This window comes from Candidatus Thiothrix sulfatifontis (assembly GCA_022828425.1).
Taxonomy (GTDB): domain Bacteria; phylum Pseudomonadota; class Gammaproteobacteria; order Thiotrichales; family Thiotrichaceae; genus Thiothrix; species Thiothrix sulfatifontis.
Genome location: CP094685.1, coordinates 2988344 through 3003680 on the forward strand (window position 1 = coordinate 2988344; position 15337 = coordinate 3003680).

At 53.6% G+C, this 15337-nt stretch carries 17 protein-coding genes; 3 read left to right on the forward strand and 14 right to left on the reverse strand.

Translation table 11 applies throughout. The features are described from left to right. Positions 1 to 98: 98 nt before the first annotated feature. From L3K52_14840 to L3K52_14850, 3 genes are all read right to left on the reverse strand, one after another. Entirely contained in the window at positions 99 to 347 is a 249-nt protein-coding gene (locus tag L3K52_14840; protein UOG91458.1) for a hypothetical protein, read from the reverse strand. A 123-nt stretch (positions 348 to 470) separates the two neighbouring features. Beyond that, complete coding sequence (locus L3K52_14845; protein ID UOG91459.1) at positions 471 to 1409, reverse strand: MoxR family ATPase; 939 nt, start codon at positions 1407 to 1409, stop codon at positions 471 to 473. Between the two features lie 2 nt (positions 1410 to 1411). After that, a complete protein-coding gene (locus L3K52_14850) occupies positions 1412 to 3292 on the reverse strand; it encodes a hypothetical protein (GenBank protein ID UOG91460.1) in 1881 nt (626 codons plus the stop codon). A 138-nt stretch (positions 3293 to 3430) separates the two neighbouring features. Between L3K52_14850 and L3K52_14855 the strand changes: the two genes are divergently transcribed. Beyond that, the gene (locus L3K52_14855) at positions 3431 to 3730 is read left to right on the forward strand and encodes a CopG family ribbon-helix-helix protein (protein UOG91461.1); all 300 of its coding nucleotides are present in this window, start codon (positions 3431 to 3433) and stop codon (positions 3728 to 3730) included. Next, a complete protein-coding gene (locus L3K52_14860; protein ID UOG91462.1) occupies positions 3718 to 4017 on the forward strand; it encodes a type II toxin-antitoxin system RelE/ParE family toxin in 300 nt (99 codons plus the stop codon). Before L3K52_14855 ends, L3K52_14860 begins: the two co-directional genes overlap by 13 nt. 705 nt (positions 4018 to 4722) lie before the next feature. Here the strand turns inward: L3K52_14860 and L3K52_14865 are convergent. The 8 genes from L3K52_14865 to L3K52_14900 all read right to left on the reverse strand — a co-directional run bounded on the left by L3K52_14865 (position 4723) and on the right by L3K52_14900 (position 9938). Beyond that, positions 4723 to 5199: a formylglycine-generating enzyme family protein gene (locus L3K52_14865; protein UOG91463.1), complete on the reverse strand. Its 477-nt coding sequence runs from the start codon at positions 5197 to 5199 to the stop codon at positions 4723 to 4725. Then, a complete protein-coding gene (locus L3K52_14870) occupies positions 5186 to 6238 on the reverse strand; it encodes a formylglycine-generating enzyme family protein (GenBank protein ID UOG91464.1) in 1053 nt (350 codons plus the stop codon). Before L3K52_14870 ends, L3K52_14865 begins: the two co-directional genes overlap by 14 nt. Beyond that, positions 6175 to 6384: a hypothetical protein gene (locus L3K52_14875; protein UOG91465.1), complete on the reverse strand. Its 210-nt coding sequence runs from the start codon at positions 6382 to 6384 to the stop codon at positions 6175 to 6177. The genes L3K52_14870 and L3K52_14875 overlap by 64 nt, the downstream gene beginning before the upstream one ends. Positions 6385 to 6488: 104 nt before the next feature. Next, positions 6489 to 7022 (reverse strand): hypothetical protein, encoded by a 534-nt coding sequence (locus L3K52_14880; protein UOG91466.1) that lies wholly within the window; start codon positions 7020 to 7022, stop codon positions 6489 to 6491. Next, positions 6931 to 8211 (reverse strand): hypothetical protein, encoded by a 1281-nt coding sequence (locus tag L3K52_14885; protein ID UOG91467.1) that lies wholly within the window; start codon positions 8209 to 8211, stop codon positions 6931 to 6933. Before L3K52_14885 ends, L3K52_14880 begins: the two co-directional genes overlap by 92 nt. Then, entirely contained in the window at positions 8204 to 8632 is a 429-nt protein-coding gene (locus tag L3K52_14890) for a hypothetical protein (GenBank protein UOG91468.1), read from the reverse strand. Before L3K52_14890 ends, L3K52_14885 begins: the two co-directional genes overlap by 8 nt. 6 nt (positions 8633 to 8638) lie before the next feature. Next, the gene (locus L3K52_14895; GenBank protein ID UOG91469.1) at positions 8639 to 9379 is read right to left on the reverse strand and encodes an S-methyl-5'-thioinosine phosphorylase; all 741 of its coding nucleotides are present in this window, start codon (positions 9377 to 9379) and stop codon (positions 8639 to 8641) included. A 1-nt stretch (position 9380) separates the two neighbouring features. Next, positions 9381 to 9938 (reverse strand): hypoxanthine-guanine phosphoribosyltransferase, encoded by a 558-nt coding sequence (locus L3K52_14900; protein UOG91470.1) that lies wholly within the window; start codon positions 9936 to 9938, stop codon positions 9381 to 9383. 183 nt (positions 9939 to 10121) lie between these two features. Here L3K52_14900 and L3K52_14905 point away from each other — a divergent pair, with 183 nt between their 5' ends. Beyond that, positions 10122 to 10898: a hypothetical protein gene (locus L3K52_14905; GenBank protein UOG91471.1), complete on the forward strand. Its 777-nt coding sequence runs from the start codon at positions 10122 to 10124 to the stop codon at positions 10896 to 10898. A 33-nt stretch (positions 10899 to 10931) separates the two neighbouring features. Here L3K52_14905 and L3K52_14910 read toward each other — a convergent pair whose 3' ends face one another. The 3 genes from L3K52_14910 to parC form a co-directional block, all read right to left on the reverse strand. Continuing rightward, on the reverse strand, positions 10932 to 11948 hold the full coding sequence (locus tag L3K52_14910; GenBank protein UOG91472.1) for a quinone-dependent dihydroorotate dehydrogenase: 1017 nt from the start codon (positions 11946 to 11948) through the stop codon (positions 10932 to 10934). 43 nt (positions 11949 to 11991) lie between these two features. Then, complete coding sequence (htpX, locus tag L3K52_14915; protein UOG91473.1) at positions 11992 to 12879, reverse strand: protease HtpX; 888 nt, start codon at positions 12877 to 12879, stop codon at positions 11992 to 11994. 73 nt (positions 12880 to 12952) lie between these two features. Further along, positions 12953 to 15190 carry a DNA topoisomerase IV subunit A gene (parC, locus tag L3K52_14920; GenBank protein ID UOG91474.1) on the reverse strand — a complete coding sequence of 746 codons (2238 nt, stop codon included), beginning with the start codon at positions 15188 to 15190 and terminating at the stop codon, positions 12953 to 12955. Positions 15191 to 15337 lie beyond the last annotated feature (147 nt).

Here is a 15337-nt window from a genome sequence, read left to right on the forward strand (position 1 = left end):
TCGTTATACATACTGACTAAGCCCAAGAGTCCCTAAAAATAGTCATCATAAAAATTCACAGCCCTTAATGCTTCAAAACCCTCCTGCGCCGGAGGGTTTTATTTTTTGGGTGGTGCAAAGGTCAGGGTAATACCGCCGGTTGCACCTGCTTTTGCCAGACCGACCAACGCAAACCCACCTTCAGCGGTAATTTCTAAGGTAAGCTGTACTTCATTCAATTCAAAATTGCCCACTTGCTTGATGGAGGCAAAAATGTCATCAAGGCTATCTTTGATACTGCTCAGCGATGCTGCCAGCTTTTCGGTCGGCAAATTCCGCAAACCACCATTGCTATTACCAGAACTCAAGCGTCCGCCGCCAAGCTATCGAAGCCAGGGGTAGCACTGCCAGAGGCTGCTGGGGTTTCCTGAGAAAAGATAACAGGTAATTCTTTCATAGATAGGTTCCTTGTTGGATTAAGAAAGAGGCAATCAGGCTGGGTAACGTTGCTGCATTGCTTTGACATCTTCGCGGTCTTTCAGCAACGTGCCGAGATAGGGCGGCTTTTTCTGACTATTTTCCAGTTGCCGGAACAGTTCATCCAGACGTTGGCTGGACGTACCCGCATCCAACGCCATCGTTTTCAACCACACCAGCAACTCACCCGTGGCGGGTATCTTGCGCAACCGTTCCTTGCGTAACAACATGAAGCGGTTAACCGCCAGTTCCAGAAAACCGTCAGAAAAACGGCTAAACGAAGCATGATGACTTGCCAGTACGGCTTGTAGCATTTCACGGCGGAAATCAATGTGGTGGAATACACAGCGGCGTAAAAACGCTTCCGGCAAACGGCGTTCGCTGTTGGAGGTGATGAACACCAACGGGCGGTTATGGTCTTGCACCGTTACCACTTCCCCGGTTTCCTTGACGGTGAAACTCATTTGATCGAGTTCGTGTAACAAGTCATTGGGGAAATCACGCGGGGCTTTGTCGATTTCGTCGATCAGCAATACTCGCGGCTTGTCTGACGTTAGCGCTGTCCACAGTGGGCGTTCTTCCACGTAGTTAGTTTTGCTTAAGGTTGCGCCTGCCAGCAGATGGGCATCGTGGAAATAGCGCACACTGTCGAAATGGTAGAGCAGGTCTTGCGCGGTGCTGTCGGATTTCACTTGGAAATGCAGCACATCACCTAGCCCCAACTTCCACGCCACGTAATACGCCGCTTGCGTTTTGCCCGTTCCCGGTTCGCCCGTCAGCAGCAACGGTTCACCGACTGCCAGCGCGGTGTTGATGGCTTCTTGCAAATCAATGTCCGGGACAAAACGGGGTGCGTCGGTTTTCAGACCATCTTTGGGAATTCGGCGGTTTTGTAAGGCATCCAGCACGGCTTGCGAGTCGGATTGTGCTAACAGATTGAAGGGGTAGGTCATGCTTAATATCCGTGCTCAGTGGTAACAGCGGTGGGAATCATCCGCTGCGCTAACAGTTTATGGGCTTGCGAAACGATGGTCTGCAATTCATTGAGCACTTGCTCGTAATTCCCGGCAGTACGCTGCATGATGCCGTGGATCAATTTCCTGCGATCATCACCCGTAACAGGTAATTCCACCTCAAACTTATCCAGAAACTCAAGAATGTCTTGCTCGCAGACAGTTTGCAACTCATCCAACAGTTCCAGCTTCATCCCCGACTTTAGTTCAGCTTTCCCCAATTCCTCTCCGCAAATGCGCTTAAACTCTGGGTCAGGTTTTTCCAACTGATACCCAAAAGCCAGCAATGTGCGTATCCCGTAAGGGCGCAAGCGACAATGCACTTCGGTTTCCCACCATTTCAGGCAGTAAGCCAAACGTTCCAAATTCACTGGGCTACCGCGTCGCAGGGTTTCAAAGCGGCAATGCACCACCAGCGGATTGCTAACCCCACCAATGGCGAGATTTTGCAACATACCGGGCAGAGAATCCAGAAAGCGTATCCCAAAGCCTTCACACACCATGTGTTCAAATGCCTGATGCAGCTCGTTAAAATGGGCAGGCCAGCGGAAGGTGAATGTCACCATTTCCATATCACGCGAGCGTTTTTTCAGTTCAATCGGTAGACGATCGTGAAAACGCTCTACGCCCTGCTCGTTGGTGCCGTGCCAGAAACATGCCAAGGTTGTCGGGCTATCCGACACCAGCATGTCACTGGTGTGGTAAAACACGCGGCTGAATTGGGCGGTGCGGTCGAGCTTCAAATACCAGTGCATGTCTTTGCCGACAAAACGCTGCACATTACTGTTCGGGAAATGCCATTCGGTGTAATGCTGGTAGAGAATCGGGGTCATCCAACGCACTGCGGCTAAACCATGCCCTTTGCTGCTGTACGCATGGGTGATAGCTTGGTGCGGTGGATAATGGTCAAGCAACAGCCGTTCGAGAAATATCCGCCCCTGTTCGCGGGCAGCATCGGTAAACGCATCGGTACGATTCACCAATAGCGCGGGCAACATTGCGCCCAATTGCGTCACTGAACCCGCAATGCCATTGCCACCACTGCGGCAAGCATTCAAGTACAACAAACTGGGAGGCGCACTTTTCAACAACTCTGCCAGTTTGCCCATCGACACTTCCATTGTGCTGCCTGCGCTGTCAGCAAATAATAGCGATACGCCGTAAGCATCGCCGCTACCATGCCCGTAATAGTAGATGACATCCCAGCGCTGTTCCCCCAGCTTACGCACGAAACTTACCCAATCCGACACTACCGCTAGTGCTTGTGGGTTGAGAAAATAGCCATAACGCCCGCGTAAGTATTGCAGCAAATAGTTAGCGTGTTCCCCTGCCCCCGTTGCGGTTTGGTCACGCGGCTCTTGGCACACCATCAAGACTTTAGGCGCATCGGCAAACTGCACCGCACGCACATTGCTGTTGGCTTGGGCGGCTACGGTGATATGCCAGTTTTCCATGACCAAAAAGGTGACGTGGCGAGTCAACAAATTCCACGGAATGCGTTGGATAAACGCATCGTGTGAGACTACCCGCAACAGCACCTCTTCTTGAGGGGGAAAGAAATCGGTGGGCGCATCCGCAAACAGTAATTGATAGAGGTAGCGCCCCAACTGCAATTGTGCGGCTTCATCAAACGCGCTGAGGAACGCTTTGTCGAAATGGGTTAAGGCGTTATCCAAGCGGGTGAATGTTACTTGCGAGCCCTTGAGTTCCACCGCATCCAACCGGAACGTTCCCTGCAAACGTGGCGACGGCTGCCCCTGTGGGTACAAGCCCCACACATAGCCATCAGCAGCCGGTTGGATAATAAGGTCGAAATTCAGCACAGGATTTCCCCCAAGAATTAAGTGCTGAGTTTATAGCAAACAGGACGTGGGTGTCATGTTGCGTGTCACACATTGCACGATGCTTTCCTAACCTGCTAAACTATCTATGACTACTTCTTACTACTGAGGACAATGAACATGGCACAAGCCGCATTGAATACACCACTACCCACGTCCATCAAGTTGGATGTGGATACCAAAAGCCGCCTGCAACGCCTCGCGGATACTCGCAAGCGTTCCGCCCATTGGCTCATGCAGGAAGCGATTCGCGAATATCTGGAGCGTGAGGAACAGCTAGAACAGTTCCGCGACGAGATGCAGGCCGCGTGGGAAGATTACCAAGACACGGGCTTACACGTCACCGGCAAAGAAGTCTTTGCTTGGATGGAAACATGGTTCACTGACAACGAAGCACCCGCCCCCAAATGCCATCACTAATTTTTAGCACAACCGCTCTACGTGATTTGGAGCGGTTACAGGCGTTTTTACGCGCCAAAAACTTACCCGCCGCCCGCCGTGCCACCCTCAGAATTTTGCAGGGTTTACAATCGCTTGAGCAGCACCCAGAGCTAGGGCATCAGATTGAAAACAGACCCGAAGAATACCGCGAGCTGGTAATCCCGTTTGGTAAGGATGGCTATATCGCCGCCTATCGCCACACGGGAGACAACGTGGTGGTGATGGGCGTGCGTCATCAGCGCGAATGGCAGGAATCAGGGTTATAAGAGTAAGAATCGCTTCGCAGGGCAAGCTCCTACAGGGGAAGCGGCATCTTTCTTTGTAGGAGCTTGCCCTGCAAGCGATTGCCTGTTCCCATCCTTGCGAAGCCCGGAAAAAGGGTCATGGGTGCGTAGGCGGCTGTTACCAACGATTCAAGAATGGTCAATACCCGATTTTCGAGCTTTTCCCCAACGTATAGCGACGATTTTTCGGCAACTTGTAGAGGTGCGGGAGCATCCATAACGACAAGTCATGGCAATCCTGTACCGCCTTTGGCGTTGATGGCTGAACTTGCTTGCGTTCCATACCTACCTCAAAAAAAATCGACCGCGCCAAGCGCGGTACACCGAGCGTAACCCCACCACCTGCCCACCGGATAAAGTTTATCTAAACCCATAAATCCGGTGGCACTGACAATAAAGGAAAAAGGTCAATTAGTCCTGGCAGCGCGAAATCCAACATTGAGGTCCCGGTCGTCTGGCGTGCCGTAGCTGCGATACGCGGAACGCAACCTCTGAGGTAAGTTGCTCCACGACCCGCCACGCAACACACGCGACGCATTCGCGTCGCAGCCCTGACGGGCTCTGCCATCAACGGGGGCGTCCTTATAATCATACTGCCAACAATCCTCCACCCACTCCCACACGTTGCCGTGCATATCAGACAGCCCAAACGGGCTTTTCGCAAAGCTGCCTACAGGAGAAGTATAGTCAAATTTGTCGCCACCAATTATCCTTGTAACAATTTGCATTATTTTTGCCGATGCTATTCCCCCACGAATACGCCATATCCGTACCTGCCCGCGCTGCGTATTCCCATTCCGCTTCGGTCGGCAGACGGTACTTTTTACTGGTCTGCTTACTGAGCCATTGCACATACGCTTGAGCATTTTGCCAACTGACCCCAACAATCGGGTAGTTATCACCTGTGAGGGCTGCGCCCATTTTCTTATACAAGTCATTTGTACCCGTCGTGGTATTGTATTCACCCCCCTTTTCCTGCCACGCCGGTTCAGGGCAAGCACCCGCTTTCACACACGCCATGTATTGCCCCACCGTCACTTCGGTTTCACTCAGCCAAAAAGTCGGCACGTTGACTTCGTGGGCTGGTTTCTCGTCGTCGGAACACCCACCTTCCACATCATCCCGCTTGGGGTCACATCCCATCGTGAATTTACCAGCAGGCATCTGCACCATCGTCGGGGAAAAAGAAGCAACCTGATCCACCTGTCCCTTCTGAACAACTGGTGCACGATTGATCCTTCGTGCCGCCCTCAGTAAAGGGTAAAGGGTTAATTGTCCTGGCAGCGCGAAATCCAACATTGAGGTAGCGGGCGCCTGGCGAGTTGGTGTAGCGATACGCGGAACGCAACCTCCGAGGAGTGGTGAACCACGACCCGCCACGCAACACACGCGACGCATTCGCGTCGCAGCCCTGACGGGCACTGCCATCCACAGGTGCATCCTTGTAATCTGACTCCCAACAATCTTCCGCCCATTCCCAAACATTACCGTGTACGTCATACAGGCCAAACGGGTTAGGTTTGAAACTACCCACGTTAATCGGGGAGTTTTCCTTGCAATTCGTGAATTGTGCGCCATTGGCAGCTTGCGTATCACACACTGGCGGCTGGTCGCCCCAACTGTAAGCCGTTTTTGTCCCCGCACGGGTGGCATATTCCCATTCAGCCTCACTCGGCAAGCGCCATGCCTGTTTAGTCTGTTCACTCAACCACTTGAGATAGGCTTGCGCATCCTGCCAGCTTACACAAGTCACGGGGCTATCCTCGGTTTGGGTGTAGCCTGTCTTGCGCCATGAGTTACCTTGAACATCCTTCAAGTCCTTACCATCATAAGACCAACACGACCCCTGCTGTTCCGCCGTCGTTTGATCGCCAGTAGCCTCCACAAAAGCACGAAACTGCCCAACCGTGACTTCATACGTCCCCATTTCAAACGCGGGGACGGTAACGGTGTGAACAGGCTTTTCTCTATCCTCGCAATCTTTGTTTTCCACACACCCCATCTCGAATGTACCGCCGGGAATTTTGACCACATGCGGCACAGGCACTTCTTTCCCCCCCCTTTGCAAAAGGGGGGTTGGGGGGATTTCTCTTTGATTCCACCCCCCAATCCCCACCAACACCCCCACCGCCAACACACTCACCACCCAGCATTCCGCAACCAAGGCGCTGCCGCATACACCACCGCCTGCTTCAGCCCGCACGCCTCCCCCAACGCCAACAAATGCCGCCGCCCCGTGCGCGTCGCAGGCACAAGCAACGCCACGCTTACCCCATCCTCCGGCAATTGCGCCACCTCCTCCCGAATCGCCTCACCCAACGCTGGCACAGACACCACCAAAGCGTGCAAATCCTCTGCCGCCTAATCCGGGTCAAGCACCCACACCAGCCGAATACACTTCCAACGCCAAATTGCCCATGCAAGAGAAACCGAAGCGGGGGTTTCCTCTTCCATCATCCCCAACCAACCCCCAACCACCGCCGCCTGTTCCGCCCGTGTACGCCGCAGAAACCCCTCCCGCAACGCCGCCTGCATCCGTGACTCAAACACCGCCACACCCGCTGCCACCCACGTTCCCGGAACCCCAACAACCGCTGCAACGCCAAACGCGGCACATCCGCAAACAATGCCTCCCGCAAGCGTTCCGCCGCCGCCAACGACCACGCACCGGGGTAATACGCCAAGGCTTGCGCCCACGGCAACGCCGCCCCCAGCGCCCGTTCCAGATACGCCGCGTCGGATTCGTCCGGTTTCTGCCCTTCCACCTCCCAACGCGCCGCCTCCAATGCCGCTGGTCGCCGTGCCGCTTCACCCCACGCTTGCTGGATACCCGTCGCATCCGCCTGCAACAAGCGCACCCCTTGCGCCTGCAAATTCTGCTCGCGGAAATCCCAATCACGCTGCTCCTGCCGCGTCAGCAGCCGCGCATCCGGCCAATCCCGCCAGGGGGAATTCCTGCAAACCTTCCGCCTGATGCGTATCCGCAAAAATCAGCAGCAACAGGTGATGACGGTATTCCTCCCAATCCTCCAGCCGTTGCGCCCGCCCGTGCTGATCAATGAAGCGTTCCGGGCTGTAGTTAAAGCGCCCAAACGTCAGATGTACGCCCCGCACCTGCAAGGCTTGCATCAATTCAGCAGGCAATTGATGCCACCCCTGTTGCGGCACAAGCTGATCGGTGAGGATAAGCACACGCTGCAAATCACGGCGCTTCTGAAACCGCAACACCGGCACACTGCCTGACTCAGAAGTAGCGCGGATACTGGCGGGAATATCGAGTTCACGGGTGTACTGGTCAGTGAGGGTATAGCTCAACTGATCGGTCAGATGATCCGCATCCGTCTCCGCCAACCAAGGCGGTATTGCCCCGCCCACACTGGCATCATCGAAATACTGCGCGGGTAAGGTCGGGTCACACGGGATTTTCTTGCGGATGTTGGGCGGGCGATACTGTGTCCACCACACCCCCAACAATCCCGCTGCCAGCAACGCCGCCAAGACCGCACCTGGCAACCACAGCTCAGGCAGAATGCGCTTGTCTGTCGCGGGTTCAACAGACTGTTGCGCTACCTGCACTTTTCTCATATCGGAAATCGGCGGTTTGCCATTGAGGGTATCGGTTTGAGTGGTGACGGGTAAATCGGGTTGTTGTGGTGTGGGAAGCGTGCTATCAGCAGAATAATATTTCCATGCGGTGAATGCTGCGATAGCCAGAATCAGGATTGTGCCTATTACCAACCACCATGAAGAAACCCCTCCCAACCTCCCCTTATCAGGGGAGGAGCCAGCGCTTGATGCGGACGTGATTTGTGGTTCTCCCCCTGATAAGGGGGAGTTAGAGGGGGTTTCTTCTGCCAACGGCAGCGAAGCCACCCCATCAGCCAACAACCGCGCAATGTCATCCCGCCACTGCCGTACATCAACAGCAACGCTATCCCCTTCCGATGCCGCAAAAAACGTGCGGAATTCATGCTGAAACAGCAAACGGTCATCCCGATCATGCACCAACAGATTGCCCAGCACCCGTTCCAGCCGCTGCAATGTCCATTCGCCATCCGTCGCCAACACCCGACCAACGCGCCGATAGTCACGGATACTCACCGCGATACCCGCACGGCTCAGACGCTCAAAAAACAGATGCAATGGAAAATGATTCGTTGGCACATGATCAACCATAAAACTTCACCCGCACGCGCACACACCGCAAAACATCCGACGGCACACTGTCCGGCATGACAATCAGCGAATACAATTTGCCGTTTTGCGCCCGCCAATTCAGCACACACCCCCACGGATGCAAAAAGCTACTATCATCCAACCGCGCAAAAAACCCAGCCGCCGCAGTACGCACCAACGCATTATCCACCTGATACAAGCGCACTTCCTGCACCGCATCCGGCGCAACCCGGCTAATATGCAGCCGCCAGTAATAACGCAACGACACCGCGATCAACACCAGCAGCAAGCCCTTGCCCCACACCGGCAACGCAGGCATCAAGCCCACCACGACCGCCGCCAGCACATGGCTTGCCACCATAAAAACAGCCAGTCGCCGTGAAGCCACTGGCTGCAAATACAAGGGTGGTTGATTATCCAAGCGTCCTCAGCACACTAACGCCCGCAACAGTGCCCGCGCATTCGCCATGCCACCCACTAAATTTTGCTGAATATCTTCCATGGTGATTTCCTCGCTGTCTTTACCAGCCGCCCAATTAGCCACCACTGCGCACGTCGCGTAGCAAAGCTCCAATTCGCGGGCAAGTGCAGCCTCCGGCATTGCCGTCATCCCCACCAAATCGCAGCCATCGCGTTCCAGACGGATAATTTCAGCAGCGGTTTCCAAACGCGGGCCTTGGGTAGCGGCATACGTGCCACGCGGCACCACATCCAACTGCGCGGATTCAGCCGCTGCCAGCAACGCATGACGCATTTCCGCACAATACGGCCAAGAAAAATCAATGTGGGTCACATCAACCAAACCGTCTTCAAAAAAGGTATGCGCCCGCCCGTGCGTGTAATCCACAATCTGATCGGGAATCACCAAACGCATCGGCTGCATCTCCGGCGTAATCCCGCCCACTGCGGCAACCGCCACGATTTTTTTCACGCCCAAGCTTTTCAACGCCCACAAATTCGCGCGGTAATTCACCCGATGCGGGGGGATATTGTGGGTGTAACCGTGCCGCGCCAAAAACGCAATGCGCTTACCCGCAATCATGCCATGCGTCACCGGACCGGACGGCTCACCGTAGGGTGTGTGCACCACTTCACGGTGAATAACTTCCAAACCCTCAATGGCGGTCAGCCCAGTGCCGCCGATTACTGCAAATTCAATATCACTCATTTCACAACCCTTTTACTGCGTAAATACCGTTGGCATTGCGCCAATATTCCTTGTAATCCATCCCAAAGCCAAACACGTAGCGATCCGGCAATTCCAACGCCGAAAAATCGCGCCGCACGCCGTCAACCCGCCGCGCATGTTGCTTATCCGCCAGCACTGCCACGTGTACACTCGCCGCGCCCTGTTCCCGGCACCACTGCGTAATTTCACGCAAGGTATAACCTTCGTCAAGAATGTCATCGACCAATAACACATGCCGCTCTTCCAGTGACGTATCAGGCTTGTGCAACCACGTAATCGTTTTGCTACCGCTGGTCGCCCCACGGTAACGGGTAGCGTGCAAATAATCCTGTTCCAAGGGAAAGGCCAAGCGCGTCAGCAAATGCCCCGTCAAAATCACCCCGCCGGTCATCACACACAAAACCAGTGGATTTTTATCCGCCAACTTTGCGGTAATTTCAGCCGCCATTTTATCCAACGTAAGCGCAATATCCTCAGCGGAATACAATAAATCAGCTTCTGCCATGGCCAGGGCAGCATCAGCACTTGTGATAACCATTTGTTCACCTGTAGTTCGATCAATGTTGGTATTCTAACTTAAATCAACAAATCGTCATGAAAAAACAGAAATATGTCCCGCAGGTATTGCATTAGCACAATCAGAATATTATGATTTACTTATATTAATGAAATCCCTTTTACGCGCCGACGGGCGCCCCACTATCCGCTAGAGGTATATCTCATGAAACACACGAAAATCGTCCTGATGATCGCATTACTGGCTGCTTCCGGTGCTGCATCTGCTGAATTCTTCGACGGGTTTGACAACGGCAACGCTGTAGGCCAAGGCGCTTCTCAAGGTCAAGGCAACACTGGCGGTCAAGGCCAAGGTTACGGCACTGGCGCCAGCGATGTGAACGGTTGGGGTCGTGGCAAAGGCGATGCTGACGGCGAAGTTGACTTCAGCATCACTTTCAAAGGCAAAGGCAAAACCGATTTGGCAACTGACGCTTACGGTCAAGGCCGTGGCGATGGTTCAACCAATTTACAAGGCAGTGGCTACGGTTACGGCGACAACTACAACAACATGTACGGTTCCAGCAACACTTCTGCTAACGGCAGCAACGGTGGTTACGGCGCACCTTACATGATGCAGCAAGCGCCAGCACAAGGCCAAATGCCAGCAGCACCTGCTCAAGGCCAAATGCCTGGTTACGGTTACAGCCCAATGATGATGGCACCGGGCTACGGGATGCAGGCACCTAGCTTCGAGCAAATCCAAAAGCAAATGGAAATGCAACGCGCTCAAGCTGACGCTTTCTTCAAGAAAGTTGAAGAACAGCGCAAAGCAATGGCTGCACAACAAGAAAAAATGACTGGTACACCTGCTGCACCAGCAATGCCTTACGCTGCTCCTGCGGCGGCAACACCTGCTACTCCAGCCGCTCCTGCTGCTGAAGTAAAAGTTGAAGCGGCTGCTCCTGCGGCTGCAACACCTGCTGCTCCTGCTGCTAAATAATCAGATTTCACGATCTGAAGAAAAAGGCCGGTATCACCCGGCCTTTTTTGTAGCCTCCACACACTCACCGATCAGCGCCGCCCCCCGGTAAATAAACCCGCTGTAAACCTGCACCAAACTCGCACCGGCTGCCAATTTCGCTTGCGCATCCGCCCCCGACAAAATTCCCCCGACCCCAATAATCGGAATCCGGCTATCCATATCCGCGCGGAACTGCCGAATCACTTCCGTCGAATGCTGTGTCAACGGCTTACCGCTCAATCCACCTTGTTCATTGGCATGGCGCAAACCTTGCACGGCTGATTTATCCAAAGTCGTGTTGGTCGCAATCAAGCCATCAATCTGCACCTCAGAAAACACCTGTGCCATGTCGCGGATTTCCACTTCGCTCAAATCCGGCGCAACCTTAATCGCCACTGGCACGTAACGCCCGACTTGCTGCGCCAGTTTGCTCTGCTCTTCACGCAAGCTGACCAACAAACGCTTCAATTCATCCCCGTATTGCAAGGTACGCAAACCCGGCGTATTCGGCGAAGAAATATTGACCGTGATGTAATGCGCCACAGGGTAAGCTTTACGCAAACCAATCAGGTAATCATCCACCGCTTTTTCAACCGGGGTATCGAAGTTTTTACCGATATTGATCCCAATAATGCCGGGATAACGCGCCTTGCGGACATTTTCCAGCAAATGCTCAATGCCATGATTATTGAAGCCCATGCGATTGATAATGGCTTGGGCTTCCGGCAAGCGAAACAGACGTGGCTTCGGGTTGCCGGGTTGCGGGCGCGGTGTCACCGTGCCAATTTCAATAAAGCCAAATCCCAAAGCTGCCAATGCGTCGATGTATTCGCCGTCTTTATCCAACCCGGCAGCCAGCCCGACGGGATTGGGAAATTCAATGCCCATGACCGTGACAGCCTTACCCGGCAACGCCGCCGGTTTGCCTAACAAGCCGGTTTTGCCCGCCAGTTTCAGCGAATTTAATGACAAATGGTGTGAGGTTTCAGCGGGCAATAAAAACAGCAGATCGCGTAGGAGTGTGTACACAGAGAAATCCCCGGTTCAGGATGAAACCGAGGATTATAGAGGTTTAGTGCATGTTTTGCAGCGCTGCAATCCGGTCTTCCAGCGGCGGGTGGGTCATGAAGATTTTCTTCAAGCCACTGCCTAAACCGCCCGCGATACCGAATGCTGCCATTTCACCGGGCAAATCGTGTACCGCATGGGCACTTTGCAAGCGTTTCAGCGCATTGATCATTTTCTGACGACCGGCCAAATCCGCACCGGCAATATCCGCTTTGAATTCGCGGTAACGTGAAAACCACATCACAATCGCGGTCGCCAAAAATCCCAGCAGAATATCGGCAATGAACGAACCCACGTAATAACCGATGCCCGGCCCGCTGTTTTCGCTATTGTTACCACGGAAGAAGTTATCGATCACCATGCCAATCAACCGCGCAAAAATAATTACAAAGGTGTTCAACACGCCTTGCAGCAAGGTTTGCGTCACCATGTCGCCATTGGCAACGTGACCGATTTCATGCCCCAACACCGCTTCGACTTCATCCGCTGTCATGTGATCCAACAAGCCTTGGCTGACCGCTACCAGCGCATTATTGCGGCTGGCACCCGTCGCAAACGCATTCGGGTCGGGTGAATAGAAAATCCCGACTTCAGGCATCCCAATGCCCGATTTTTCGGCTTGGCGACGCACGGTTTCCACCAACCACCGTTCTTGCGCAGTTTGTGGATTTTCAATGATTTGCACGCCCATGCTGCGCTTTGCCATCCATTTGGACATTAGCAAGCTGATAAATGAGCCGCCAAAACCAAAAATGACTGCCATTATCAGAATGCCGCTCATGCTGCCCGCACTCATATTAATGCCGAACAGCCTGCCGATAATATTCATCGAAACAAACAACACAGCCATGACCGCAAAGTTGGTCAGTGCCAGTAAAATAATCCGCATCATGTCTTTCGACCTCTAGGTTAGATGTTATGCCCTAAATAGTAGGTTACGCGGGGCTGGATTCAAGTTTTCCCTACTAATTGACGCTTATCTCCAGACCAGTGACATTTTGGTAACCTTTTGGTAACAATTTGCCACGTTTCGCACGTTCACTGCGGTATTCTTCCAGTTCCGCACCTTTGATGGTTTTGAACTGCTTACCCGCCCGAATCAGCAACGCCGCATTTGCTGGCAAAATCACCGCGAATTGCACCGTTTCATCGGCAATGCCCAACCCGCCTTTTTTCAGGCTGATCAACTTATTGCCCTTACCTTTGGAAAGCTGCGGCACATCTTGCAAGCCCATCACCAACACATAACCTGACGATGACACCAACACCAGCGAATCGGTAGCCACATCCGTCACCAATAATGGCGGCAAAATCGCCACGCCGTCACCCACGGTCAGCGTCACTTTGCCTGCTTTCACCCGGCTTTGCATCTCACCAAACGTACACAAGAAACCGTAGCCTTCCGCCGAATGCAGCAAATAATTGTCACTGTCTTTACCCATCAGTGCGTATTGGAACTTCGCGCCTGCCGGTGGTGCCAGCTTGCCCGTCAACGGTTCACCCTGCCCGCGTGCCGATGGCAAGGCATTGGCAGGCAAGGAATAGGTGCGCCCGGTACTGTCCAGCAACACCACTTGCTGGCTGGAACGCCCACGTACCGAAGTGAGGAATTCATCACCCTGCTTATAGCTCAATGAAGCGGGGTCAATATCATGCCCTTTTGCCGAGCGAATCCAGCCCATTTTTGACACCACCACCGTCACCGGCTCAGAAGGTGTCAGCGCGGTTTCGTCCAACACTTGTGCCGCCGCCCGTTCTTGCAAGGGCGAACGCCGCGCATCGCCGTACAACTTCGCATCTTCTTTCAGCTCTTTGCGAATCAAACTGGTCAATTTAGTATCCGAACCCAGCAATGCCAGCAAAGTTTCTTTTTCCTTTTCCAACTCGTCCAATTCGCCGCGAATCTTCATTTCTTCCAAACGTGCCAACTGGCGCAATTTGGTATCGAGGATGTAATCCGCCTGAATTTCGGTCAACTCGAAGCGGCGCATCAACACCGCTTTCGGCTCGTCTTCGGTGCGGATAATGTGGATCACTTCATCAATATTGAGGAATGCCACCAGCAAACCTGCCAACAAATGCAGGCGTTTTTCGACTTTATCCAGCCGCCATTGCAAGCGGCGCGTCACCGTTTGCCGCCGGAAGGTCAGCCATTCGGTCAAAATATGCAGCAAGTTTTTGACTTGCGGGCGACCATTCAGGCCGATCATATTCATATTGACGCGGTAACTGCGCTCTAAATCGGTGCTGGCGAACAAATGCGACATCAGCATGTCCACGTCCACGCGGTTGGAACGCGGCACAATCACCAAACGTACCGGCTGTTCGTGGTCGGATTCATCGCGTAAATCTTCCACCAACGGCAGTTTCTTCGCCTGCATTTGCGCGGCGATTTGCTCCAGAATCTTGCTACCCGACACCTGATACGGCAAGGCAGTAATAATAATGTCGCCGTCTTCGATTTCGTAACGCGCCCGCATTCTAAACGTGCCGTTACCCTTTTCATACAGCGCGAGGAAATCCGCCGCTGGCGTAATGATTTCGGCTTCGGTAGGAAAATCTGGCGCGGGAATGTACTGATGCAAATCCTGCAAGGTCGCATTCGGATGATCCAGCAAATGCAAACACGCATTCACCACTTCACGCAAATTATGCGGCGGAATATCGGTCGCCATCCCCACCGCAATGCCGCTGCCACCGTTGAGCAAAATATTCGGCAAACGTGCGGGCAAAATGGTTGGCTCTTCCAATGACCCATCAAAATTCGGTTGCCATTGCGCCGTGCCCTGCCCCAATTCTTGCAGCAATACTTTGGCGTAAGCGGTCAAACGCGATTCGGTGTAACGCATTGCCGCAAACGATTTCGGGTCATCTTGCGAACCCCAGTTGCCCTGCCCATCCACCAGCGTGTAGCGGTAGGAAAACGGTTGCGCCATTAACACCATCGCTTCGTAACACGCCGAGTCACCGTGCGGGTGGAATTTACCCAATACGTCACCGACGGTACGCGCTGATTTTTTGTGTTTGGAGGCCGCCGTCAGCCCTAATTCGGACATGGCGTAGACAATGCGGCGTTGTACGGGCTTTAAGCCGTCGCCAAGATGCGGCAAAGCGCGGTCAAGAATGACGTACATGGAATAGTCGAGATAGGCTTTCTCGGTGTATTCCTGTAGCGGGAGGGTTTCGATGCCTTCGTAGTTCATGGGTATCCTTTATGCTGGCGGCACTAATGGGGGCAAAGCATAGGGGGGTACACCGAAGGACGCAAGTAATGGATTACGAAGAACCCCTCACCCCAACCCCTCTCCCTCAAGGGGAGAGGGGTTAAGAAAACATCTTTATCTTGCTCC

Bases quoted from the DNA above. Each gene is read 5' to 3' on its own strand.
- htpX (UOG91473.1), bottom strand. From the start codon at position 12,879: ATGATGCGGATTATTTTACTGGCACTGACCAACTTTGCGGTCATGGCT.
- L3K52_14860 (UOG91462.1), top strand. From the start codon at position 3,718: ATGCCATCACTAATTTTTAGCACAACCGCTCTACGTGATTTGGAGCGG.
- parC (UOG91474.1), bottom strand. From the start codon at position 15,190: ATGAACTACGAAGGCATCGAAACCCTCCCGCTACAGGAATACACCGAG.
- L3K52_14905 (UOG91471.1), top strand. From the start codon at position 10,122: ATGAAACACACGAAAATCGTCCTGATGATCGCATTACTGGCTGCTTCC.
- L3K52_14885 (UOG91467.1), bottom strand. From the start codon at position 8,211: ATGGTTGATCATGTGCCAACGAATCATTTTCCATTGCATCTGTTTTTT.
- L3K52_14895 (UOG91469.1), bottom strand. From the start codon at position 9,379: ATGAGTGATATTGAATTTGCAGTAATCGGCGGCACTGGGCTGACCGCC.
- L3K52_14845 (UOG91459.1), bottom strand. From the start codon at position 1,409: ATGACCTACCCCTTCAATCTGTTAGCACAATCCGACTCGCAAGCCGTG.
- L3K52_14865 (UOG91463.1), bottom strand. From the start codon at position 5,199: ATGCCTGCTGGTAAATTCACGATGGGATGTGACCCCAAGCGGGATGAT.
- L3K52_14855 (UOG91461.1), top strand. From the start codon at position 3,431: ATGGCACAAGCCGCATTGAATACACCACTACCCACGTCCATCAAGTTG.
- L3K52_14900 (UOG91470.1), bottom strand. From the start codon at position 9,938: ATGGTTATCACAAGTGCTGATGCTGCCCTGGCCATGGCAGAAGCTGAT.